The organism is Mycobacterium kyorinense, assembly GCF_001672775.1.
GTDB classification, from domain to species: Bacteria; Actinomycetota; Actinomycetes; order Mycobacteriales; family Mycobacteriaceae; genus Mycobacterium; species Mycobacterium kyorinense_A.
This window is the reverse complement of sequence record NZ_LZKJ01000166.1, coordinates 76,668-96,246: the sequence shown is the minus strand read 5'-3', so window position 1 is coordinate 96,246 and position 19,579 is coordinate 76,668. Positions and strand designations below refer to the sequence as shown.

Below are 19,579 nucleotides of genomic sequence, written 5' to 3'. Positions count from 1 at the left end.
AAGGTCGTCACGCTCGCGACACACGACGAGCCAAATCCGGTAAATCTTCGGGGCCGCCCGTTAAAAGACAGTTACCCACCTATTCATTGGCGAATTCGGCGGCAAAACTATGAGCAGAAATGGCTAGCTATCCCGCGTCATCGGCGGGTTTATCAGAAGGAGTCCATGACGTTATGACTACACAGCCCGAATCGTTGTCGGCAGCAGTCAAGCAGTTACGGGACACCGGCGTGGCCATGGCGGCGCAGAACGCCGCCGTGGCCATCCCCACAAGCGCAGTACATCCGGCCGGTAGCGACGCGGTGTCGGCAGTGGCCGCGGCGCAGTTCGCCCTGCACGGTGAGATGTATCAGGCGGTCAGCGCCCAGGCCAAAGCCATTCACGAGGTTTTCACCAGCATCCTGGCCCAAGCCGCCAACACCGCCGTCGACAGCTAAACGTGTGCTGGCCGCGTGGGGCGCAGCTTGCCCCACGCGGCTGGCCCGACTATCCGCCCTCAGACGAAGACCGATTTGGGCATCACCGTGGGTTTGACGCCGTAGCGCGGAGCGCCGAAACCGAAGCCGCCCCGCCCGGCCGAGGCCACCGACGGCATCCCCGCTGGCACGGTGGCCACAGCGCTTTCTTCCGCGGCGGCAGCCCAGCCGGTGCCCGCTAGCGTCGCAGCACCAGTGCCGGCCGGGGTCGCCGCAGACCAACCCGCCGGCACCGACAACCCGCCGACCGAGGACGCCTGGCTCAGGCCGGCCACTATCGGCGCCCCGCCCAAGCCGACAGAGCCCGCTGGGCCTGCTGCGCCCGCGAGCATCGTGCCCAAGCCCGCTCCCAGACCCTCCGCACCCGCGGCCTCGGCGGCGACAGCCGCGGGCGCGCTGCCGGCCAGGGTATGTCCCAGTGATACCGCGTTCGGAATGGCAGCCATCACGAACCAGGCGGCGGTGTTGACCGCCCCATTCGTAGCGTTCGACACGAACGGGATGCCCAGGAAGCTGTCGATCGAGCCCAGGAATCCGGTGGTCCCCGCCGTCGCCGCGATGGGGGTGGCCAGTTGCTGCACAGTGGTGGGCAAGGCGGTGACGAGCTGGGAGAGACCGGTTTGGGTGCTGGCGGTAGAGGCTTGGGTGACCGCCGCGGCTTGGGCTGCCAGGCCGACGGGATTGGTGGTCGGTGCCGGCGAGGTCAGCGGTTGCAGAATCCCGGCGCTGGCCGAGGCGGCGGCATAGCCGTACATGGCGGCGGCGTCTTGCGCCCACATCTCGGCGTAGAGGGCTTCGGTGGCTGCGATCGCCGCGGTGTTCTGGCCGAGGAAATTGGTAGCGATCAGCATGGCCAGCTGAGCCCGGTTGGCCGCGATCACCGGCGGCGGCACGGTCATCGCAAAAGCGGCCTCGTAGGCGGCCGCCGAGGCCATGGCCTGGACCGCAGCGTGTTCGGCCGCAGCGGCGGTGGTGTTCATCCAAGCCAGGTAGGGAGCGATCGCTGCGCCCATCGCCGCCGCGGCCGGGCCCAGCCATTCCTCGCCGGTGAGCATGGCGACCACCGACTCGTACGACGCCGCGGTGGTGGCCAACTCGGCACCCAGGCCGTTCCAGGACGCCGCGGCGGCCATCATCGGTGCGGGGCCCGGGCCGGCGTACATGCGGGCGGAGTTGATCTCGGGGGGCAGTGCGGCGAAATCCATGGTGTGCCTCGTTTCTGGGTCGGCGACGCGGAGTGGGTGCCTAGACGACGGCGGGTTTGGGCATGACGGTGGGTTTGACGCCGTAGCGTGGCGCGCCGAAACCGAAGCCGCCCCGGCCGGCGCTGGCCGCCGACGGCATCCCGGCCGGCATCGTGCTCACCGGGGTGCTGTGCGGCGCAGCGCCGGTCCAACCCGCCCCGGTCAACGTCGCCGGGGTTGCGCCCGACACGGGCCCCGTGGGGCCGGCCCAACTCGGCGGCACCGACAGCATGCCGACCGAAGAGGCCTGGCCCACCGCAGCCGACACCGGCGCCGCGATGCCTCCGGTCCCCGTCGGCGACGCCACGCCTGCCAGGAGCGTCCCGTCCAAGCCGCCTGCCAAGCCGCCTGACTCGGCGTCGGCGGCCACCTCGGCAGGGGCATCAAAGAGCCCGCCGCCCGCCATTCCGAGCAGGTTGGATCCAGCAGAAGCCCAGTTCCCGGTCCCGATGTTGAGGATGTTGCTGAGGTTGCCCGACAGGCCACCCGGCCCGGTACCCCCGAGGAGGTCGGTGAGCCACGACAACGGGCCCGAGCCTGACGACGACGACGTGCCCAGTCCACCGAGAAGGCCCGAGAGCCCCGACGAGGTACCGGCCGCGACCGAGTTGGCGGTCTCGGTCTCGCCATACGAACCCGCGCTGATGCCCAGGGTGTGCACGAACATCTCGTGAATCGCCGTGGCTTGGGCGCTGACTTGTTGGTACAGGGCGCCGTAGGCGGCGAACTGGGTCGCCTGCAGCGCCGACACTTCGTCAGCGGCGGCCGGGACCACACCCGTCGTCGGCGCCGCCGCTGCCGCGTTCTGCGCCGCCATCGCCGAGCCGATGCCCTGCAACGTGCCCGCCGCGGCGGCCAACGCTTCGGGATGTGTCGTCACAAAAGTCATGCAATTCTCCTCACAATGCGCGCGGTTCGAAAATGGGAGGCCCGCTGTTGGCGCTCGACCCATTGCACGGTGATGAGGTTTCCGCAGATTGGCAGCCGAGAATGGTGCGGTAACGGTCTCTTAACGGCGATGCCCGGAACTTTAACGAAATCCGACGAGCTGTGAGAATTCGGCAATTGCTCTTTAAACGCCGCGACGCAGAACAGTAACCGTCAGATTTCTTTTACTCCTCAGTTACATTCACGGCGTAGGCCTTATTGTTGGGAATTCGCAACCGCAGCCCCGGCCAGCATCGGACGGCTGTCGCCGTCCCGGCCAGCATCGTCGCCCGGTGGCGTCCAGCTAGCATGGCGGCGTGTTTGAATCGCTGTCCGACCGCCTCACCGGTGCACTGCAGGGGCTGCGCGGCAAGGGCCGGTTGACCGACGCCGACATCGACGCCACCACCCGCGAGATCCGGCTGGCGCTGTTGGAAGCCGACGTGTCGCTGCCGGTGGTGCGGGGTTTCGTCAACCGGATCAAAGATCGCGCCAAGGGCGCCGAGGTCTCCGCGGCGCTCAATCCCGCGCAGCAGGTCGTCAAGATCGTCAACGAAGAACTGATCGGCATCCTGGGCGGTCAGACCCGCCAACTGGCCTTCGCCAAGACGCCGCCCACCGTGGTGATGCTGGCCGGTCTGCAGGGCTCGGGTAAGACGACGTTGGCCGGGAAGCTGGCCGCGTGGCTGCGCGGCCAGGGCCACACCCCGCTGTTGGTGGCCTGCGATCTGCAGCGGCCGGGCGCCGTCAACCAGCTGCGCATCGTCGGCGAACGCGCCGGCGTCGCGGTGTTCGCCCCGCATCCGGGCACCTCCGCCGAAGCCGACCCGACACAGCAGGCCGGCCCCGGTGACCCCGTGGCCGTCGCCGCGGCCGGGCTCAGCGAGGCACAGTCCAAACATTTCGACGTCGTCATCGTCGACACCGCCGGACGGCTGGGCATCGACGACGAGATGATGACCCAGGCCGCCGCCATCCGCGCCGCAGTCGACCCCGACGAGGTGCTATTCGTTCTCGACGCGATGATCGGTCAGGACGCCGTCACCACCGCCGAGGCGTTTCGCGAGGGCGTCGGATTCACCGGTGTGGTGCTGACCAAGCTGGACGGCGACGCCCGCGGTGGCGCGGCGCTGTCGGTGCGCGAAGTCACCGGTGTGCCAATCCTTTTCGCGTCCACCGGCGAGAAACTGGAAGACTTCGACGTCTTCCATCCCGATCGGATGTCCAGTCGCATCCTGGGCATGGGTGACGTGCTGAGCCTGATCGAGCAGGCCGAGCAGGTCTTCGATGCGCAGCAGGCCGAAGCCGCCGCGGTCAAGATCGGTTCCGGCGAGCTGACGTTGGAGGACTTCCTCGAACAGATGCTGGCGATCCGCAAAATGGGTCCGATCGGCAACCTGTTGGGCATGCTGCCCGGCGCCGGCCAGATGAAGGACGCGCTGGCCGCCGTCGACGACAAACAACTCGACCGGCTGCAGGCCATCATCCGGGGGATGACCCCGCAGGAGCGGGCCGATCCGAAGATCATCAACGCGTCGCGTCGGCTGCGCATCGCCAACGGCTCCGGGGTGACGGTGTCAGAGGTCAACCAGCTCGTCGACCGCTTCTTCGAAGCCCGCAAGATGATGTCGTCGATGGTGGGCTCGATGGGAATCCCCGGTCTTGGCCGCAAGTCGTCGTCGCGAAAAAACAAGGGCGGCAAAGGGAAAAAGAACAAGAAGCGCGGCCCCACGCCCCCCAAGGCGCGCAGTCCCTTCGGGCCCGGGATGCCGGCGATGCCCGCCGGCTTCCCCGACCTGTCCCAGATGCCCGAGGGCCTCGACGAATTGCCGCCCGGCCTAGCCGATTTCGACTTGTCCAAGTTGAAGTTCCCGGGCAAGAAGTAGCCGCATGCGGCTCCACGTCCGCGGCCGCGGATTACCCGATGGCGAACCGGTGCAATGGTGGATCGTCGACGGAAAGCTCAGCGCCGAACCGGTCCCCGACGCGGACACCGTTTTCGACGACGGCTGGATCATCCCCGGACTCGTCGACGCGCACTGCCACCTCGGCATTGGTCCCGACGGACCGGTTGAGGTAGACGAGGCCATTCGGTACGCCGAGACCGAGCGCCGCGCCGGGGTGCTGCTCCTGCGTGACCCCGGGGTGCCCATCGACACCCGCAGCCTCGACGACCGTGACGACCTGCCACGCATCATCCGCGCCGGGCGTCATCTGGCCCGGCCGAAACGCTATATCCCAGGCTTGCCGATCGACATCGAGGACGAAGCGCAGCTTCCTGCTGCGGTGGCCGAACAGGCGCGCGCCGGCGACGGGTGGGTCAAGCTGATCGGCGACTGGATCGACCGCGGCATCGGCGATTTGGCGCCGCTGTGGTCCGACGACGTGCTCAAGGCGGCGATCGACACCGCGCACGCCCACGACGCGCGGGTGACCGCCCACGTCTTCGGCGAAGACGCGCTGCCTGGACTGATCAACGCCGGCATCGACTGCATCGAGCACGGCACCGGGCTCACCGACGACACCGTCGAGTTGATGCTCGAACACAACACCGCCCTGGTGCCGACGCTGATCAACGTCGAGAACTTCCCCGGTATCGCCGATTCGGCCGGGAAGTACCCGGTCTATGCCGCCCATATGCGTGACCTGTATGCGAAGAGCAAGCAGCGGCTGTCCGCAGCGCGCGAGGCCGGTGTACCCATCTACGCCGGCAGCGACGCAGGGGGCATGGTCAGCCACGGCCGCATCGCCGACGAGGTCGACGCGCTCACCGGGATCGGGATGACGGCCACCGAGGCGCTCGGCGCCGCCTGCTGGGACGCCCGTCGGTGGTTGGGACAACCGGGACTGGAGCACGGCGCGCCGGCAGACCTGTTGTGCTACCGCGAAGATCCCCGCCGCGGGGCGGCCGTGCTGACCCGGCCGGACGCGGTGATCCTGCGTGGGCGGGTGTTCTGACCGGCGCACCCGGTGACGGCCCGTTAGCATCGAGGCATGTCGTTGGCCACCGGCGCGACGTTTGCTGGATACACCATCCAGAAAATCCTGGGCTTCGGCGGGATGGGCGAGGTCTACCTGGCTCGGCACTCCACGCTGCCGCGCGAGGTCGCCTTGAAGGTGCTGCCCGCGGCGGCGTCAGCCGACCACGGGTTGCGCCAGCGGTTCACCGCCGAAACGCCGACGGTCACGACGCTGTATCACCCGAACATCGTCGAGGTAGCCGACCGCGGTGAATCCGACGGCCAGCTGTGGGTCGCGATGGATTACGTCAACGGAATCAGCGTGGCCCAGCTCGTCGCCGACCAATACCCGGCCGGGATGCCGGCCGGTGAAGCGCTTACGGTCGTCGCGGCCGTGGCCGGCGCGCTCGACTACGCACACCGACGGGGGATTGTGCACCGCGGCGTCAAACCCACCAACATCGTGCTCAGCGATCCGCGGGATGGTGAACAACGGATCCTGTTGACCGACTTCGGACTCGCCCGATATTCGGGGCAGCACCGCGAAACGGCCGCCTACGCGGCACCAGAACAGTTGACTGGTCAATCCATCGACGGGCGCGCCGATCAATACGGCTTGGCGGCCACCGCCTACTACCTGTTCACCGGTGGACCGCCGCCGCATCTCGGCTTCGCGCCGCCGAAGCTCAGCGACCGGCGCCCCGACCTGGCGCGGCTCGACAACGTCTTGGCCACCGCGATGGCCAACAACCCCGCCGATCGGTTCGGTCGCTGCAGCGAGTTCGCCGCGGCGCTGTCCGAGCGGGCCGGCGGGTGGCTCGGCGATCGCAGCCCCGAAGCCGCCTTCACCGTCGTCGACTATCCGGACGACCCGGAGCCCGAAACAGCCGCTGCAACGGCGCCGCCATCGTCAAAGCGCATGCGGCGCTGGGGTTTGCTCGGGTCGGCGGTCGGCGCGGCGCTGCTGCTCTTGGTCACCGGCCTGCTGGCCGGCATCATGATCGGCCGGAAGCACGACGCGTCGCCTCCACAGGCGGACGGCCCCTCGCTGCCTCAGGCTCCGGCGGCCATCCCGACGAGCAGCGCCCCCGCGCTACCTCCGGCCGGCCGACAGCTCGATGGCACCTACCAGGTGGACGTCAACCGTGCCCAGCAGACGTTCAACGATCGGCCTGATCCACAACCGCCCAACGTGACGACATGGTGGGCATTTCACTCGTCGTGCACGCCGACGGGTTGTGTCGCCACCGGGATCCAACTCGACGACCAGGACCACCAGAGCCCACACCAGTCAGCCGGCCTGCGGCCACTTGTCTTCGATTTCCGCGACGGCGCCTGGCAGTCCCGCCCGGAAACGCTGCAGTTTCCGTGCGTCGGACCCAACGGAGCGGCGGACAAGCAGACCATGACCCAGGTGTTGTCACTCGAGCCGCAAAGTCACGGCCCGTTGCGGGGCGTGATGACGGTGACGGTCCAAACCGATGAGTGCGGCCAGCAGGGCGGCCACATCGTGATCCCGGCAGTGGCCGGACGGCTGGGCGCGGTGCCGCCCGCGGTCACGGTGCCCGGCGTCCCGCCAGTCGCCGAATCCCCGACGCCGAGTCCCTCGAGCCCACCCCCACCGGCCAACCCGACTCCGCCCACGCCGGGCCGCTGAACACACCGGACTCAAAAGATTGTGAGTACTTACTATCTATGTTACGGTGGCCGATAACGGCAGCCTGGACGACGCAGAGGAGCGACGCTGTAATGACGTATGACGTGATCGTGCGCGACGGCTTGTGGTTCGACGGCACCGGTAGCCCACCGCAGATCCGGACGCTGGGCATCCGCGACGGCGTCGTGGCGACGATTTCGGCGACCGCTCTCGACGAGACCGGCTGCCCCGAGGTGATCGACGCGGCCGGCAAATGGATCGTCCCCGGCTTCATCGATGTGCACACGCACTACGACGCCGAGGTGCTGCTGGATCCCGGATTGCGGGAATCGGTGCGACACGGTGTCACCACAGTGCTGTTGGGCAACTGCTCGCTGTCGACGGTCTACGCCGACTCCGCTGATGCCGCCGACTTGTTCGCCCGGGTCGAGGCGGTGCCCCGCGAATTTGTGCTCGGCGCGCTGGACGACCACAAAACCTGGTCCGGGCCCGCCGACTACGTGCGGGCACTTGAAGCACTGCCGCTGGGCCCGAATGTGGGCTCGCTGCTGGGGCATTCAGATCTGCGGACGGCGGTGCTGGGACTGGACCGCGCCACCGACGCCACCACCAAGCCCACCGACGCCGAACTCGGCCGGATGGCGGCCATGCTCGACGAGGCTCTCGACGCCGGACTGCTCGGCATGTCCGGGATGGACGCGGCAATCGACAAGCTCGACGGTGATCGCTACCGGTCACGGGCCTTGCCGTCGACGTTCGCGACCTGGCGCGAGCGCCGAAAACTGATCAATGTCCTGCGCAAGCGCGGCCGGATTCTGCAGAGCGCGCCGGACGTCGCCAACCCGCTGTCGGGACTGTTGTTCTTTTTGTCCAGCAGCGGAATGTTCGGCCGTCGCAAGGAAGTTCGGATGAGCTTGCTGGTGTCGACCGACGCGAAGTCGATGCCGGGAGCAGCCATCGTCTTCGGGCCGATCATCCGGCTACTCAACGCGGTCCTTGACGCCAAGGTGCGGTTTCAACACCTTCCGGTGCCGTTCGAGTTGTATTCCGACGGCATCGACCTTCCGGTCTTCGAAGAGTTCGGGGCGGGCACTGCCGCGCTGCATCTCCGCGACCAATTGGAGCGCAATGCGCTGCTGAAGGACACCGCATACCGTCGCAACTTCCGCCGCGAATTCGACCGCCGTAAGCTCGGGCCGACGTTGTGGCACCGCGACTTTCACGATGCGGTGATCGTCGAATGCCCTGACAAGGCTTTGATCGGCAAGAGTTTCGGGCAGATCGCCGACGAGCGCGGCCTGCACCCGCTCGATGCATTCCTCGACGTCCTTGTCGACAACGGCGAGCGCAATGTCCGGTGGACCACCATCGTCGCCAATCACCGGCCCAAGCAGCTCGACAAGCTGGCCGCAGATCCCAGCATCCACATGGGCTTTTCCGACGCCGGTGCGCATCTGCGCAACATGGCCTTCTACAACTACGGTGTGCGATTGCTCAAGCGCACGCTGGACGCCACGCAGGCCGGCGCGCCGTTCCTGACCGTCGAACGCGCCGTGCATCGGTTGACCGCCGAGGTGGCCGACTGGTTCGGTCTGGACGCCGGCACGCTGCGTCAGGGCGACCGTGCCGACTTCGCGGTGATCGACCCGGCCGGTCTCGACGAGTCGGTGGACGGCTACTACGAAGAAAAGGTGCCGTTCTACGGCAATTTGAGCCGGATGGTGAACCGCAACGACGCCGCCGTCGTCGCTACCGGGGTCGGCGGTGCGGTGGTGTTCCGCAACGGCCGCTTCCGCGACGGCTACGGCACGACGGTCAAGTCCGGCCGTTTCCTGCGGGCGGGCACCCGTCAACTCCAGCAGGCGTGAGATGGCCCGAACCCAGCAGCAGCGCCGCGAGGAGACGGTTGCGCGGCTGCTCGACGCCAGTATCGCGACCATCACCGAAGTCGGCTACGCCCGCGCGTCGGCCGCGGTGATTACCAAGCGCGCCAACGTATCTGTCGGCGCGCTGTTTCGGCACTTCGACACCATGGGCGATTTCATGGCGGCCACCGCCTACGAAGTGATGCGCCGTCAGCTCGACGAATTCAGCAAAAAAGTCGCCGAAATACCGTCCGACAAGCCGGTTCTGGAGGCTGCGTTGGCGATCCTGCGCGATCTCACGGCGAATTCCACGAACACCGTGATGTACGAACTCATGGTTGCGGCGCGCACCGACGAAAAACTCAAAGCCACCTTGCAAAACGTCTTGGCGCAGTACGGCGCCAAGATCCACGACGCCGCGAAAGCGCTGCCCGGCGCCGACAGCATCCCCGAAGATGTCTTCCCGGCGCTGGTGGCGGTGCTGACCAACACCTTCGACGGAGCCGCCCTGGTGCGCGCAGTGCTGCCGCAACCTGAGATCGAAGCTCAGCGGATCGCGCTGTTGGCGTCGCTGCTGAGCGGAATGTACGTCGCCGACGCCGCGGCGGACTAGGGCCCGGCTAGATCCCGGACAGCCTGCTCAGCGCATCGTCGAGCGTGCGGCACAGCGACATGATCTCGTTGAGGCCCAGCAGCGTGAGCGGCCGATGGGTGGCCGGCCCGTCGGCGACGACGGCGAAGCGGTTGGTGTCGCCGATGTTTTCGTGGGCGGTGATGATGACACTGATCCCCGCCGACCCGAGGAACTCCACACGGGACAGGTCGACAACCAAGCCGGCCGGGCTTTTTGCCAGCGCGGCATCGAGCGCCTCGGTCAACCAGGGCGCGCTGAGCATGTCCACGCTGCCGCTCACCGAGACCACGGCCAGCTGATCAACCCAGTTCTCGTCGACGTTGAAGTCGTTCTTGCCGGGCTGCGGTGTGGAACCCGGGGGAGCCTGCTGGTGTTCGGCCATCATTTTCCTCGTTCCTTGCACGCTTCTGCGCGCCTGCTTGCGGCGCCGGCATGTTCGGCCGTGGGCTGTGGCCTCAACCCGGTAACCAGCGCCGACGGCTGCCAGCGCATGCCGCACATCCGACTCGCGTACAACAGGATGCCGCGGCATCAGAAGACTAGCCCACAAACCTGCACCCCACAGGGGAGGGGATGGGTTTTCGGAGCGTCGCCGCAGACTTAGCCTCGATCCACCGATGGGCTGCGTTGAATTGAGGGCGCAGGAATTGATCTTGGTTCCGGTGGGTGGGCGTAGGCGATCTGCTGGTCTGCCCAGCTTTCCTGTGGAATCGGGTCGCGCCTTTCACCGGCGCGGCCAGATCGGTGCTGATGCGCCAGATTGTTGCTTCAGGAACATCAATCTGGTGAGTTCAGGCTCAGCCGTCGGCAAGTTTTCTCAGCGCGTCGTCCAGCGTGCGGTACAGCGGCATGATCTCGTCAACACCCAGCAAAGTGAGCGGCCGGTGCGTGGCCGGCCCGTCGGCCACCACCGCGAAGTGGCCTGATTGCGCAATGCCGCTGTGAGCAGCGATGAGAACATTAACCCCGGCTGAGGCGAAGAAATCGACATTGGAAAGGTCGATGATCACGCCGCTCGGTCCTTTGGCGCGCGCGGCGTCGATGGCCTCGGTCAGCCGCGGAGTACTGGCTATGTCGACATCTCCGCTGACGGATACCACGACCAGGTGATCAACCCACGTCTCATCGACTTTGAAATTGCTGTCGTCCAACTCTGGGTGAGAACTCGGTGTAGAGCCGTCTTGTTCGACCATCATGGATCCTCGTGTTCGTTGGGTGTCTCAGCGGGTCTTTCGGCAGGCTGACACCTCACACCGAGGCTATGGCTCAACCCCGTAGGGCAGACGCGGCAATGCGCAGCGCACGCACCAATATCGGCTACTGCACATAAGGATGCCATGGCGTGGGCCGAGCAGCCAATGATGGCAGACCGCAGCCGGGGTACGCGCCGCCGGCTTCGTTCGGTGTCAGCGCGCGGTGAACGCGAGCAAGGCGACGTCGTCGGAGGGCCGCAGCGTCGGAATCAAATCCGCGAATTCCTCGAGGAGTCCAGGAGCGGGCAACCGGACGTGACGGGATGCGAACGCGACGAGCCGATCTTCCCCGAACGAGTTCTCACCGTCGGGGCGTGCCTCGATAATTCCGTCGGTGTAGAGCAGGAGGGTGCAGCCGCGACGCAGACGAAGCGAGCAGGCGTCGAAAACCGCGTCGGCGACGGCTCCGACAAGCATTCCCCGCGCGGATCGCACTTTGTTCACCTCGCCGGAAGCGGCATCGAGCAGTAAGGCCGGCGGGTGACCTCCGGTGGCCACGGCGATCTGGGCTCCATCACCATCCGGCGAGGGCTCTAGGACGCCAAACAGCACAGTGCAGAACCTATTTTCATTCGGATCTCGAACCAGGACGGCATTGAGTTCAGCGAGCGCATCTCTCGGGTCACGGAAACGTAGCGCAGTGGCGCGAAGCGTGTAGCGGATAAGCGATGTGAGTGCGGCCGCTGCGGCACCGTGTCCTTCCACATCGCCGAGGAAGAAGGCCCATCGTCCGCCCCCCAGCGGAAACACATCGTAGAAGTCGCCTCCGACCTGCGTAGGTGACGCCGGATAGTAGTGCGCGGCGAGTGTCAACCCGGGGATATCTGGGAGAGTCGGTGGCAGCAGCGAGCGTTGCAGCACCGCAGCGTAATCCGCGATGGTGTTCCTGTCGCGTTCCGATTGCTCGCGGCGTTCACGTTCGCGGCGGAGCGTATTCAATGCGGAGAGCCGCAGTTCGAGTTCGTCCATGGTGATAGCGGCGAGCTCTGCCAGCGTGGCCATTGCCTCGTCGGTCGGTTCCTGCGGTTCGGTGTCGAGGACATTCACCGTGCCGAGGCGGTGGCCGTCAGCCGTGACGATTGGCGCCGCAGCGTAGAACCGGATGCCCATCTCCCCGTGCACCAGGGGGTTATCTACCGTGCGGGGGTCGGTGAGAGCGTCGCGGACGAGGTAGGTCGCATCGTTGAGGATCGCCGAGGCGCACAGCCCGGGATCGCGACCTATCTGGCTGACGTCCGTCAACCCGTGGGTAGCTTTGAACCAAATGCGATCCGTGTCGACGATGGTCACAGTCGCCATGGCGGTATGGAAAACCCGCGCGGCAATCCGTGCGATTCGGTCGAAGGCGCCATCAGGCGGCGTGTCGAGGATGGAATACCGGGCGACGGCACGCATTCTCGCCGCCTCGACTCGTTCGGCGTCCGACTGCGGAAGCGTCTCTTCGGTAGTCATCTTCTCGTCGCCGCTCCAGCCCCGATCACCGGTGCACGTTCGCCGCTTTCCCACCGAGACCACGCCCCGTCGCGGCCCTGAATGAAGGGTACTTCGCGTGATAGCTCGCCGCCGACTTAGCCTCGATCCAGCGATGGGCTGCGTTGAACTGTGGGCGCAGGAATTGATCTTGGTTCCGGTGGGTGGGCGCGTAGGCGATCTGCTGGTCTGCCCAGCTTTTCCTGTGGAATCGGGTCGGACCTTTCGGCGGGGTGGTCAGGCGGTGATGTCGACGAAGGCCCTGAGTTCAGGCTCAAAGAGCACCGATACCCGACTGGGGGCTCAGCGCAAAGCCCCAGTCGAGCAGGCTGGCGGCCTGATCCCAGTAGGTCGGCCCGCCCTCGCGGACCAGTCCGTACATCATCGCGATCACCAACCGGCGACCGTCGCGCGCGGCGGCGCCGACGAACGTCTTGCGGGCGGCGTTGGTAAAGCCGGTCTTGCCGCCGATCGCGCCCGGATACCGGTAGAGCAGCTCGTCCTGGTTGACGATCTGGTGTTCGCCGTCGTTATCGGTGGGGAACATCGCGGACGGCTGGGCGGTGATCTGCGCGAACACCGGGTTGGCCAGCGCCGCGCGGAAGATGACGGCCAGGTCGTGCGCGGTCGAGGCGCCCGAACCGCCGGGCCCGTCCAGTCCGGACGGCGTTGCCGCGTGCGTGCTGGTCGCGCCCAGGGCGCCGGCCTTGGCGTTCATCTTGGCCACCGCGGCCTGTTGGCCGCCGAGCATGCGCGCCAGCGTGTTCGCGGCGTCATTGCCCGACACCAGCAGCAGACCATCGAGCAACTGGCGTGCCGTGTAGGTGCGGCCGGGCTTGACGCCGACGCAGTTGCACTCGACGTGGGTGTCGGCCTCGTCGGCGACCGCGGTGGAATCCAGGCTCAGCTCGTCAAGAGCGACCAACGCCAGCAACACTTTGATCGTGCTGGCAGGTGGGTGCCCGACGTTCTCGTCGCGCGCGGCCAGCACCCGGCCCGAGTCCAGGTCGGCCACGATCCACGTCTGCGCCGGGCCGTCCGGGACCGGTACCGAGCCGACCGGCTGCACGCTGGTATCGGCCCACGCCGTCATGGGGGAGGCGCTCAGCGCGGTGAGCACAGCCGCGATCGCGGCGACAAGCCTGCGCATGGGCGGTCAGCCTAACGGCCGCCCCACGACGATGCTGGCGGAACGGCAAGGAGTGGGCAATTGGGTCCGGTCGCGTCGTGTTCAATCAATCTCATGTTGAGCCAGGCGGAAGTCTCCGACCGATTGGAGATCCAGCAGCTGTTGGTTGATTACTCCAGCGCCATCGACAGGCGTCGATTCGACGACCTCGATGCGGTATTCATTCCGGACGCATACATCGACTACCGCGCGATGGGCGGCATCGACGGACAGTATCCGCAGGTGAAGGCCTGGCTGGCGGAGGTGTTGCCCAATTTCGCCAACTACGCCCACATGCTGGGTCTGCCCTCGATCCGGATCGACGGTGACTCGGCGAGCGCGCGGACCTTCTGCTTCAACCCGATGGTGTTCGGTGGTGAGACGCCCAGCACGATGCTGTTGGGCCTGTGGTACGACGACGAGTTCGTCCGCACCCCGGCCGGCTGGCGGATGAGCCGCCGCGTCGAGACCAAGTGCTTCGACCGGCGCCCCTGACGATTTCCACTCAACGTCGGCGTTCTGGCACAATGAGCGGCTGCACACGCGAGGCAAAACCGGATCCCGGCATCCTGCCCGGATCGCTGAATTGCAGCGTGACACGCATAGGAGAAGTCGCTAACCATGGCTGTGAAGATCAAGCTCACCCGGCTTGGCAAGATCCGCAATCCCCAGTACCGCATCGCCGTCGCCGACGCGCGCACCCGGCGTGACGGCCGCTCCATCGAGGTCATCGGCCGCTATCACCCCAAGGAAGAGCCGAGCCTCATCGAGATCGATTCCGAGCGTGCCCAGTACTGGCTCTCGGTCGGTGCTCAGCCCACCGAGCCCGTGCTCAAGCTGCTGAAGATCACCGGTGACTGGCAGAAGTTCAAAGGGCTGCCCGGTGCCGAGGGCCGGCTGAAAGTGGCCGAAGCCAAGCCGAGCAAGCTGGAGCTGTTCAACGCTGCGCTGGCCGCCGCGGAGGGGGAACCAAGCACCGAGGCCGCGACGCCGAAGAAGAAGAAGGCTCCCGCCAAGAAGGCCGACAAGCCGGCCGAGGCCGACAAAGCCGCCGAATCCGCGCCGGCCGCCGAGCAGGCCGCGCCGGCCGAGCAGGCCGAGCCAGCCGAGCCGGCCGCCGAAAGCTGATCATGGCCACCGTCGTCGTAGACGCCGTCGAGCACCTGGTCCGCGGGATCGTCGACAACCCCGACGATGTTCGGGTCGACATGGTCACCAACCGCCGCGGCAGGACCGTGGAAGTGCACGTTCATCCCGACGATCTCGGCAAGGTGATCGGCCGCGGCGGACGCACCGCGACTGCGTTGCGCACGCTGGTGGCCGGAATCGGCGGCCGTGGGATCCGCGTCGACGTGGTGGACACCGACCAGTAGCCCTGATGGAGCTGCTGGTCGGGCGGGTGGCGAAAGCGCACGGCATCACCGGCGAGGTCGTCGTCGAGGTCCGCACCGACGATCCCGAGACCCGGTTCGCGCCGGGAGCGGTGTTGCGCGCCAAAGGATCCGACGGCGAGGAGCGCAGCTACGTCGTCGACACCGCGCGGGCGCACGGCGGACGGCTGCTGGTCCGATTGGCGGGGGTAAGCGACCGCGATGCCGCCGATGCGTTGCGCGGAACCCAGTTCCTCGTCGATTCGCAGGATCTGCCGCCCATCGACGAGCCGGACACCTATTACGACCACCAGCTAGAGGGTCTTCGGGTCCGCACGATCACCGGCCAGGACATCGGCACCGTCACCGAGGTGCTGCACACCGCCGCCGGTGAGTTGCTGGCGGTCCGCCGCGCCGAGGCGGGCGAGTTGCTGGTGCCGTTCGTCGGCGCGATCGTGACGTCGGTGTCGCTGGACTCGCACACCATCGAGATCGATCCGCCTGACGGATTGCTGGATTTGGGGCAGTGAGGGGCGCATCGACATGAAAATCGACGTCGTGACGATCTTCCCGAGCTACCTGGATCCGCTGCGACAATCGTTGCCGGGCAAGGCAATCGAGTCCGGGCTGGTTCAGCTCGGGGTGCACGACTTGCGACGCTGGACCCACGACGTACACCGCTCGGTGGACGATACGCCGTATGGCGGCGGACCGGGCATGGTGATGCGGGCACCGGTCTGGGGCGAAGCGCTGGACGAAATCTGCTCGGAGAACACGCTTCTCGTCGTGCCGACGCCGGCCGGCACGCCTTTCCGGCAGCGCACCGCCCAACGGTGGACCAGCGAAACGCATCTGGTGTTCGCGTGCGGACGCTATGAGGGTATCGACCAGCGGGTCGTCGACGATGCCGCTCGACGAATGCGGGTGGAAGAGGCTTCGATCGGCGACTATGTGTTGCCCGGCGGGGAGTCGGCGGCGCTGGTGATGATCGAGGCGGTCATCCGGCTGCTGCCCGATGTCATCGGCAATCCGCAGTCGGTGCACGATGATTCGCATGCCGACGGCCTGCTGGAGGGCCCGTCGTACACCAGGCCGCCGACGTGGCGCGGGCTCGACGTGCCCGAGGTGTTGCTGTCCGGCGATCACGCGCGTATCGCCGAATGGCGGCGGGCGGCCGCGATGCAGCGCACCCGGGAGCGTCGGCCGGATTTAGTGGCCGGGCAGGGTCCGGCCGACTCCGCCGACGGTTAGATCCGACCGGTCGGGAACATCGTCTTGACCGCCTGGGTGATCGTTGCCCGCGCGGTGGCCTCATCGGCGGGCTGCAGCGACTCAATCACCATGATGTAGCGGCGATCTGCGCCGATAACGCCGGTTGACAAGTGCATCCAGTCACTGCCGATGCAGCACATCCAGCCCTGTTTGACGGCAACCGGCTCGGCGTACAAGCCGTCGGGGATGCCGAACCGTTGCGGATAGCCGTCGACGCCGGTCGGGGTGGACCCGGCCAGGTTCTGCACGATGATGTCGGCCTGCGCCGCCGACAAGCCGCCGGACCCGCTGAGCAGCATGTCGTAATAGCGGATCAGATCGGATGCCGAACTCATGGTGTCCCACCAGCGTCCGTCGCCCGGGGGGGTCGTGGCGGTCAACCCGTACCGCTCGGCGACCTCGGCGATGATCGCCTGGCCGCCCCGCTGATTCCAGAATGTCTCGGCAGCGTTGTCGTCGGAGGAGCGCAGCATGATGTCGAGCGCCTGCCGGTCCTCCGGCGACAGCTGGATCTGACCCTGAGTTTCGGCCCGCAGCAGATCGTCGGCGATGAACAACTTGGCCACCGACGCGATGCCGATCAGCTTGTCCCTGCCGTTGGAGAACATCCGGTTGGTGTGGCGGTCGAAAAGCGCAACCGAGATCGTCGCGCCGTCCGCGGCGGCCTCGTCGGTGGCTTGCTGGATGCGCCGTTGCAGCCCGCCCGGCGCACCGGTCGACTCGGCGAACGCCGATTCGGGCGGGATCAGCGCTTGCACCAGCGGTGCCACCCGGCTCGTCCGGTGCTCCGCCGGCCGAGAGGACGACGCGCCGTACACCTTGGCCTCGCAGCCGGCCACCAGCACGCTCAGCGCCGCCGCGGCGGCGATGAGCAGCATCGGGACCCGCGCTCGCATGCGTCTCCTCGGGAGAGTTGCCAAGAAACACCTGAACATCAGGTCGCCACCAGCCGTCCGGCTGCCGGACGCGGTGGTCAGGCCCCTTAATGTGTACCATTCGCCCACCCGATCGGATGGCAGGCCTGACCGGTGATTTTGCCTGATTTCACTGCGTGCGCGCCATCTGGCACAATTGACCAGTTGTCTCCAGCGGTTGCCGGGCGGCCGGGCTGCTTCCGCCTGCTGCGAGATACGCCAAGATGCCCGAATCCATCGGCTCGGTTGACCGCCCTGCGCCGCCGGCGCAGGCAGAAACCCCGGCCGCGAACCGCAAGGAAGTGTCTTCGGAAATGAACACGCTGGACTTCGTCGACAACGCGTCGCTGCGCGACGACATCCCGGGCTTCAGCGCCGGCGACACGGTCAACGTGCACGTCAAGGTGATCGAGGGTGCCAAGGAGCGCATCCAGGTGTTCAAGGGCGTGGTGATCCGCCGGCAGGGCGGCGGTATCCGTGAGACCTTCACCGTGCGCAAGGAGAGCTACGGCGTCGGCGTGGAACGGACTTTCCCGGTGCACTCGCCCAACATCGACCACATCGAGGTCGTGACACGCGGCGACGTCCGTCGCGCCAAGCTGTACTACCTCCGCGAGCTGCGCGGCAAGAAGGCCAAGATCAAGGAAAAGCGCTGAATCGCGGCCGCTTCGACGTCGGGCGGATGCGGCTGACGGCGGTGCGGGCCACCCTGGCTACGCTGATCTGGTGACCGAAACCACGGACTCGTCCTCCGAGCGCGAACCCGATTCCGGTCCGGCGGAGCCTAATGTCGCCACCCAAGAGCCCGCCGCTGAGGATGGCAAGACCAGCGACGAACCGAAGGGCAAAAAGCGGGCGGCGGCGCTGCGCGAGATCGCGATCCTCGCGGCGATCGCGGTGATTCTCTACTACGTCATGTTGACGTTCGTGGCGCGGCCCTACCTCATCCCGTCGGAATCGATGGAACCCACGTTGCATGGCTGCACGGGCTGCGTCGGCGATCGCATCATGGTCGACAAAATCAGCTACCACTTCGGATCGCCGCAACCCGGCGACGTCGTCGTGTTCAAGGGGCCCCCATCGTGGAACCTCGGATACAAGTCGATCCGCTCACACAACACCGTGGTGCGCTGGCTGCAGGACGGGCTGTCCTTCGTCGGCTTCGTGCCACCCGACGAGAACGACCTGGTCAAGCGGGTGATCGCGGTGGGCGGGCAGACCGTGCAGTGCCGCAACGACACCGGGTTGACGGTCAACGGCGCCCGGTTGAGTGAACCGTATCTGGATCCGGCCACGCTGATGACCGACCCGGCGGTGTACCCCTGCCTAGGCAACGAGTTCGGGCCGGTCACCGTCCCGCAGGACCGGTTGTGGGTAATGGGCGACAACCGCACCCATTCGGCGGATTCCCGCGCCCATTGCACCAGCACCCCGGCCGACGCGATGAAGGGCCTGCTGTGCACCGGCGATCCGCTGTCGGGCACCGTGCCGGTCGGCAACGTCATCGGCAAGGCGCGGTTCATCGTCTGGCCGCCGTCGCGGTGGGGTGGTGTGCGTTCGGTCAATCCCCAGCAGAGTCAGTAGCCATGGCCACCACCTGGCCGCCGCGGACCGTGATCCGTAAATCGTCCGGCTTGCGCACCTTGGAGTCCGCGCTGTACCGCAACGGTTTGGGTCCGGTAGTCGGGGTCGACGAGGTCGGCAGGGGAGCCTGCGCGGGCCCGCTGGTGGTCGCGGCGTGTGCGTTGGGTCCGAGTCGGTTGGAAAGTCTTGCGCTGCTTGATGATTCGAAAAAGCTCACGGAAAAAGCACGGGAGAAGCTGTATCCGCTGATTCGCCGTTATGCGCTGGCCTACCACGTGGTGTTTATCCCGTCGACGGAAGTGGACCGGCGCGGAGTGCACGCGGCCAATATCGAGGGCATGCGACGTGCGGTGGCCGGCCTGCGGGTGCGCCCGGGGTATGTGCTCTCCGATGGTTTCCGGGTGCCGGGACTGCCGGTGCCATCGCTGCCCGTTGTCGGCGGCGATGCGGCCGCCGCCTGCATTGCCGCTGCCAGCGTGCTGGCCAAGGTCAGCCGCGACCGGCTGATGGTGGCGATGGATGCCGAGCATCCCGGTTACGGCTTCGCCGAGCACAAGGGCTACAGCACGCCGGCCCACTCCGCGGCGTTGACCGAGTTGGGTCCCTGCGCCGAGCACCGCTATTCGTTCATCAACGTCCGCCGGGTGGCGACCGGATCGGGTACCCGGGTAGTGGCCGAGTGCCGGCCCGGCGATCCCGGCCAGCCGGACCCGGCGATGGGGCTAGCCTGACGATGCGGTCCACCCAAACGGCCCGGGACAGCCGGGTAATCACATCTAGCCGAG

21 protein-coding genes and 1 pseudogene are annotated in these 19,579 nt (G+C 66.9%); 14 read left to right on the top strand and 8 right to left on the bottom strand.

Going from position 1 to position 19,579, the window contains the following annotated elements:
- Positions 1-173: 173 nt before the first annotated feature.
- Positions 174-437, top strand: coding sequence for a PE family protein (locus A5707_RS18355; protein WP_065015863.1), 264 nt, complete (start codon positions 174-176; stop codon positions 435-437).
- 59 nt (positions 438-496) lie between these two features.
- Here the strand turns inward: A5707_RS18355 and A5707_RS18350 are convergent, their stop codons facing one another.
- The 3 genes and pseudogenes from A5707_RS18350 to A5707_RS24610 form a co-directional block, all read right to left on the bottom strand.
- Positions 497-1,681 (bottom strand): PPE family protein, encoded by a 1,185-nt coding sequence (locus tag A5707_RS18350; protein WP_065015862.1) that lies wholly within the window; start codon positions 1,679-1,681, stop codon positions 497-499.
- Positions 1,682-1,721: 40 nt separating this feature from the next.
- Positions 1,722-2,126 carry a PE/PPE C-terminal domain-containing protein gene (locus A5707_RS24790; protein ID WP_269455156.1) on the bottom strand — a complete coding sequence of 135 codons (405 nt, stop codon included), beginning with the start codon at positions 2,124-2,126 and terminating at the stop codon, positions 1,722-1,724.
- Positions 2,127-2,312: 186 nt separating this feature from the next.
- A pseudogene (locus A5707_RS24610) lies at positions 2,313-2,609 on the bottom strand (PE family protein); the annotation flags it as partial.
- Positions 2,610-2,964: 355 nt separating this feature from the next.
- Here A5707_RS24610 and ffh point away from each other — a divergent pair.
- Genes ffh through A5707_RS18320 form a run of 5 tightly spaced genes read left to right on the top strand, consistent with a single transcriptional unit; the run spans position 2,965 to position 9,742 of the window.
- A complete protein-coding gene (gene ffh, locus A5707_RS18340; RefSeq protein WP_065015860.1) occupies positions 2,965-4,533 on the top strand; it encodes a signal recognition particle protein in 1,569 nt (522 codons plus the stop codon).
- 4 nt (positions 4,534-4,537) lie between these two features.
- Positions 4,538-5,605, top strand: a complete 1,068-nt coding sequence (locus tag A5707_RS18335; protein ID WP_065015859.1) for a metal-dependent hydrolase family protein — start codon at positions 4,538-4,540, stop codon at positions 5,603-5,605.
- Between the two features lie 36 nt (positions 5,606-5,641).
- On the top strand, positions 5,642-7,264 hold the full coding sequence (locus tag A5707_RS18330) for a serine/threonine-protein kinase (protein WP_065015858.1): 1,623 nt from the start codon (positions 5,642-5,644) through the stop codon (positions 7,262-7,264).
- 38 nt (positions 7,265-7,302) lie between these two features.
- Positions 7,303-9,132 (top strand): N-acyl-D-amino-acid deacylase family protein, encoded by a 1,830-nt coding sequence (locus tag A5707_RS18325; RefSeq protein WP_419866442.1) that lies wholly within the window; start codon positions 7,303-7,305, stop codon positions 9,130-9,132.
- 1 nt (position 9,133) lies between these two features.
- Positions 9,134-9,742, top strand: a complete 609-nt coding sequence (locus tag A5707_RS18320; RefSeq protein WP_065015856.1) for a TetR/AcrR family transcriptional regulator — start codon at positions 9,134-9,136, stop codon at positions 9,740-9,742.
- Between the two features lie 7 nt (positions 9,743-9,749).
- Here the strand turns inward: A5707_RS18320 and A5707_RS18315 are convergent, their stop codons facing one another.
- The 4 genes from A5707_RS18315 to A5707_RS18300 all read right to left on the bottom strand — a co-directional run bounded on the left by A5707_RS18315 (position 9,750) and on the right by A5707_RS18300 (position 13,636).
- Positions 9,750-10,148, bottom strand: coding sequence for an STAS domain-containing protein (locus A5707_RS18315; protein ID WP_419866441.1), 399 nt, complete (start codon positions 10,146-10,148; stop codon positions 9,750-9,752).
- A 412-nt stretch (positions 10,149-10,560) separates the two neighbouring features.
- A complete protein-coding gene (locus A5707_RS18310; protein WP_232000749.1) occupies positions 10,561-10,959 on the bottom strand; it encodes an STAS domain-containing protein in 399 nt (132 codons plus the stop codon).
- A gap of 210 nt (positions 10,960-11,169) precedes the next feature.
- The gene (locus A5707_RS18305; RefSeq protein ID WP_232000748.1) at positions 11,170-12,411 is read right to left on the bottom strand and encodes a PP2C family protein-serine/threonine phosphatase; all 1,242 of its coding nucleotides are present in this window, start codon (positions 12,409-12,411) and stop codon (positions 11,170-11,172) included.
- Positions 12,412-12,760: 349 nt separating this feature from the next.
- Entirely contained in the window at positions 12,761-13,636 is an 876-nt protein-coding gene (locus tag A5707_RS18300) for a D-alanyl-D-alanine carboxypeptidase family protein (RefSeq protein WP_065015855.1), read from the bottom strand.
- A 93-nt stretch (positions 13,637-13,729) separates the two neighbouring features.
- Here A5707_RS18300 and A5707_RS18295 point away from each other — a divergent pair, with 93 nt between their 5' ends.
- The 5 genes from A5707_RS18295 to trmD all read left to right on the top strand — a co-directional run bounded on the left by A5707_RS18295 (position 13,730) and on the right by trmD (position 16,275).
- The gene (locus A5707_RS18295; RefSeq protein WP_065015854.1) at positions 13,730-14,149 is read left to right on the top strand and encodes a nuclear transport factor 2 family protein; all 420 of its coding nucleotides are present in this window, start codon (positions 13,730-13,732) and stop codon (positions 14,147-14,149) included.
- A 126-nt stretch (positions 14,150-14,275) separates the two neighbouring features.
- Positions 14,276-14,782 (top strand): 30S ribosomal protein S16, encoded by a 507-nt coding sequence (gene rpsP, locus A5707_RS18290; protein ID WP_065015853.1) that lies wholly within the window; start codon positions 14,276-14,278, stop codon positions 14,780-14,782.
- A 2-nt stretch (positions 14,783-14,784) separates the two neighbouring features.
- The gene (locus A5707_RS18285) at positions 14,785-15,027 is read left to right on the top strand and encodes an RNA-binding protein (protein ID WP_065015852.1); all 243 of its coding nucleotides are present in this window, start codon (positions 14,785-14,787) and stop codon (positions 15,025-15,027) included.
- 5 nt (positions 15,028-15,032) lie between these two features.
- A complete protein-coding gene (rimM, locus tag A5707_RS18280; protein ID WP_065015851.1) occupies positions 15,033-15,554 on the top strand; it encodes a ribosome maturation factor RimM in 522 nt (173 codons plus the stop codon).
- Between the two features lie 13 nt (positions 15,555-15,567).
- Positions 15,568-16,275 carry a tRNA (guanosine(37)-N1)-methyltransferase TrmD gene (gene trmD, locus A5707_RS18275; protein WP_065015850.1) on the top strand — a complete coding sequence of 236 codons (708 nt, stop codon included), beginning with the start codon at positions 15,568-15,570 and terminating at the stop codon, positions 16,273-16,275.
- Here the strand turns inward: trmD and A5707_RS18270 are convergent.
- Positions 16,272-17,192, bottom strand: coding sequence for a hypothetical protein (locus A5707_RS18270; protein ID WP_065015849.1), 921 nt, complete (start codon positions 17,190-17,192; stop codon positions 16,272-16,274). The genes trmD and A5707_RS18270 overlap by 4 nt on opposite strands.
- A 332-nt stretch (positions 17,193-17,524) precedes the next feature.
- Between A5707_RS18270 and rplS the strand changes: the two genes are divergently transcribed.
- The 3 genes from rplS (at position 17,525) to A5707_RS18255 (ending at position 19,525) form a co-directional block, all read left to right on the top strand.
- The gene (gene rplS, locus A5707_RS18265) at positions 17,525-17,866 is read left to right on the top strand and encodes a 50S ribosomal protein L19 (RefSeq protein WP_065015885.1); all 342 of its coding nucleotides are present in this window, start codon (positions 17,525-17,527) and stop codon (positions 17,864-17,866) included.
- Positions 17,867-17,936: 70 nt separating this feature from the next.
- A complete protein-coding gene (lepB, locus tag A5707_RS18260; RefSeq protein ID WP_065015848.1) occupies positions 17,937-18,794 on the top strand; it encodes a signal peptidase I in 858 nt (285 codons plus the stop codon).
- A gap of 2 nt (positions 18,795-18,796) precedes the next feature.
- Entirely contained in the window at positions 18,797-19,525 is a 729-nt protein-coding gene (locus A5707_RS18255) for a ribonuclease HII (RefSeq protein ID WP_065015847.1), read from the top strand.
- Positions 19,526-19,579: the final 54 nt, after the last annotated feature.

Excerpts from the sequence above, each read along its gene's own strand:
- A5707_RS18355 (WP_065015863.1), top strand. The coding sequence starts at position 174 with ATGACTACACAGCCCGAATCGTTGTCGGCAGCAGTCAAGCAGTTACGG.
- A5707_RS18350 (WP_065015862.1), bottom strand. The coding sequence starts at position 1,681 with ATGGATTTCGCCGCACTGCCCCCCGAGATCAACTCCGCCCGCATGTAC.
- A5707_RS24790 (WP_269455156.1), bottom strand. The coding sequence starts at position 2,126 with ATGGCGGGCGGCGGGCTCTTTGATGCCCCTGCCGAGGTGGCCGCCGAC.
- A5707_RS18335 (WP_065015859.1), top strand. The coding sequence starts at position 4,538 with ATGCGGCTCCACGTCCGCGGCCGCGGATTACCCGATGGCGAACCGGTG.
- A5707_RS18330 (WP_065015858.1), top strand. The coding sequence starts at position 5,642 with ATGTCGTTGGCCACCGGCGCGACGTTTGCTGGATACACCATCCAGAAA.
- A5707_RS18325 (WP_419866442.1), top strand. The coding sequence starts at position 7,303 with ATGTTACGGTGGCCGATAACGGCAGCCTGGACGACGCAGAGGAGCGAC.
- A5707_RS18320 (WP_065015856.1), top strand. The coding sequence starts at position 9,134 with ATGGCCCGAACCCAGCAGCAGCGCCGCGAGGAGACGGTTGCGCGGCTG.
- A5707_RS18315 (WP_419866441.1), bottom strand. The coding sequence starts at position 10,148 with ATGATGGCCGAACACCAGCAGGCTCCCCCGGGTTCCACACCGCAGCCC.
- A5707_RS18310 (WP_232000749.1), bottom strand. The coding sequence starts at position 10,959 with ATGATGGTCGAACAAGACGGCTCTACACCGAGTTCTCACCCAGAGTTG.
- A5707_RS18305 (WP_232000748.1), bottom strand. The coding sequence starts at position 12,411 with ATGCGTGCCGTCGCCCGGTATTCCATCCTCGACACGCCGCCTGATGGC.
- A5707_RS18300 (WP_065015855.1), bottom strand. The coding sequence starts at position 13,636 with ATGCGCAGGCTTGTCGCCGCGATCGCGGCTGTGCTCACCGCGCTGAGC.
- A5707_RS18295 (WP_065015854.1), top strand. The coding sequence starts at position 13,730 with ATGTTGAGCCAGGCGGAAGTCTCCGACCGATTGGAGATCCAGCAGCTG.
- rpsP (WP_065015853.1), top strand. The coding sequence starts at position 14,276 with ATGGCTGTGAAGATCAAGCTCACCCGGCTTGGCAAGATCCGCAATCCC.
- A5707_RS18285 (WP_065015852.1), top strand. The coding sequence starts at position 14,785 with ATGGCCACCGTCGTCGTAGACGCCGTCGAGCACCTGGTCCGCGGGATC.
- rimM (WP_065015851.1), top strand. The coding sequence starts at position 15,033 with ATGGAGCTGCTGGTCGGGCGGGTGGCGAAAGCGCACGGCATCACCGGC.
- trmD (WP_065015850.1), top strand. The coding sequence starts at position 15,568 with ATGAAAATCGACGTCGTGACGATCTTCCCGAGCTACCTGGATCCGCTG.
- A5707_RS18270 (WP_065015849.1), bottom strand. The coding sequence starts at position 17,192 with ATGCGAGCGCGGGTCCCGATGCTGCTCATCGCCGCCGCGGCGGCGCTG.
- rplS (WP_065015885.1), top strand. The coding sequence starts at position 17,525 with ATGAACACGCTGGACTTCGTCGACAACGCGTCGCTGCGCGACGACATC.
- A5707_RS18255 (WP_065015847.1), top strand. The coding sequence starts at position 18,797 with ATGGCCACCACCTGGCCGCCGCGGACCGTGATCCGTAAATCGTCCGGC.